3 protein-coding genes are annotated in these 1,875 nt (G+C 50.3%); 1 reads left to right on the top strand and 2 read right to left on the bottom strand.

What is annotated here, in order from left to right:
- Positions 1-832: restriction endonuclease (locus G552_RS16130; protein WP_084640458.1), on the bottom strand; the 832-nt coding region annotated here is incomplete at its 3' end.
- Between the two features lie 43 nt (positions 833-875).
- The gene (locus G552_RS16560; RefSeq protein WP_425411447.1) at positions 876-1,508 is read right to left on the bottom strand and encodes an XRE family transcriptional regulator; all 633 of its coding nucleotides are present in this window, start codon (positions 1,506-1,508) and stop codon (positions 876-878) included.
- A gap of 118 nt (positions 1,509-1,626) precedes the next feature.
- Between G552_RS16560 and G552_RS17120 the strand changes: the two genes are divergently transcribed.
- A complete protein-coding gene (locus G552_RS17120; protein ID WP_036271030.1) occupies positions 1,627-1,839 on the top strand; it encodes a helix-turn-helix domain-containing protein in 213 nt (70 codons plus the stop codon).
- Positions 1,840-1,875 lie beyond the last annotated feature (36 nt).

The following is a 1,875-nucleotide window of genomic DNA, read 5'->3' as shown; positions in this document are numbered from 1 at the left end:
CCCTTGCTGAAATAAGCTCTTGGGCAGCATATTCAAACAACTGGGAAGTATCGTTGGTGTTCAAAGCATGGCGATAGGCACGGTCATACCCTGGGACCACATCTTCTGGGGATGGCTGCTCTGATGCTACCCAAACCCTCTTAAGCCCAAAAATGGCGATTGCAGCTAAGAGTGCAACCAAGAAAGCAGGTGCCCAGAACAAAAACCTAGACTTGCTTTTTGGTGCATCGGAAGTAAAGCGGGGGCGAACTTCAAGCGGGAGTGTTTTTTGCTCAGCCTGCTGTCCTAACTGGGAAGCAAAAACGGACTCCGGAGATGGAATATGAGGCACAAGCTCAAAAGTACTTTGCGGTTTAGGTAAACTAGCAGGCTTACCAAGTTCCAAACCAATTTCTTGCAAAAGTTTTTCATCTCGATAAATAGAGGCAAAGTATAACTTTTGCAACTCATGCTTAGTCCAAAGAATAGTCTTGTTGTACGCCGCCAAACGTTTAGCTGGTTCAGAAAAATCAACTGCATTGCTCATCGCTATGGAGTGATGGGCTCCGTAAGCGGCTTTTGCTGCTACAGCTTGCTGCACCGCTGAAAGTCCAATTACCTTTTCATCGTCTTGGCGGTGCTTGGCTTGAATAACATATCTGATGCCATCTGGGTTGTCTAAAACCAAGTCGCCGCCCATATCACGTGATCTTTTGGTTACATATACCTTCCAACCCAATGGCCTAAACATGCTCAACAAATCAGCAACATAAAGCTCTAAACCTTCACCATCGAGCTTTTCTAATCGTCTTGTGATGTCCGAATCTGGCTCAAATAGAGGTTCGTGCTCCATAGCTAAATGTTCAAATACGAACAGGTTTGTTTTGGTTCATTCATCACAACCTCCCCCCCACCGGATCGTGGTAGTACACCCGCCCCACAATCCGCATCTCGGAAGGCCGCCAGGGCCGGTAAGCGGGGTTGTCCGACACCAGCCAGAGCTGACCGTCGTCCAGGCGGCGCACCCGTTTGATGGTGTGACCGTCGCCCGGTATCTCGCAGATGTAGATGCGCCCCTCGCGTAGCTCGGTTTCGCTGGGGTCTACATACACCCGGTCGCCATCGTGAAGGGTGGGGGCCATGCTGTCGCCCTCCACCCGGTACAGCAGGCTGCCGCGCCGCCACACATCCGCCAGCACCGGCACCCCTTCCGGGTCTACCGGCTGGCCGGCACTGGCCAGGCCGCGCACGGGTTGGATTAGGAAGCGAACGGGGGTGACGCGCTCGCGGTGATCAAGACTGGGTACTTTGCCTCGAACTAGGTAAATCAAATCGTTAACCGGAATATCTAAAGCATATGCCAAACGCTCTAAAGTTGAAAACTGCACCTCTTTCCAAGATGAAATGCCTCTAATCAGGTTGCCAAGATGAGTATGGCTAATTCCAGCCATGCTAGCCACTTTTCTAACTGACAAACCCAACTCTTTTATCCTTTTCTGAACGAACAAAGAAACATCATCTACGGGCATTATGGTGACCACTTTATTTGCTTGGGTGGTAACTGTAGCTGTCATTTGTAAACAACCTAACACAACTCATTGCAACTGTACTTGACATCCGGCTGAGTAAGTGGTATTTGTGATTGCAATGCGGAAACTACAGTTGCCATCCAGATTGACCTACACCGTTCAAGAAGCAGCCAGCCTCCTGGGCGTTCATGAAGAAAGTTTGCGCCGGGAAATAAGAGCAGGACGTCTTGTTGCTAGCCGTCTAGGCCGAAAGCTGCTGATCCCAGTCGAAAACCTCGAGGAATACATCAAAAAAGGTCAGTCGGTATCCCAGGAGGCCCCCCGTGAATGAACAACCCAAGGAACTGCCCAAGGTTGCATACCGGGT

The organism is Meiothermus rufus DSM 22234, assembly GCF_000423425.1.
GTDB lineage: Bacteria > Deinococcota > Deinococci > Deinococcales > Thermaceae > Meiothermus > Meiothermus rufus.
The sequence above is the reverse complement of the archived record's forward strand: the minus strand, read 5'-3'. Positions and strand labels throughout refer to the sequence as shown.

Coding starts and splice junctions, on each gene's coding strand:
- G552_RS16560 (WP_425411447.1), bottom strand. CDS start 1,508: ATGCCCGTAGATGATGTTTCTTTGTTCGTTCAGAAAAGGATAAAAGAG.
- G552_RS17120 (WP_036271030.1), top strand. CDS start 1,627: ATGCGGAAACTACAGTTGCCATCCAGATTGACCTACACCGTTCAAGAA.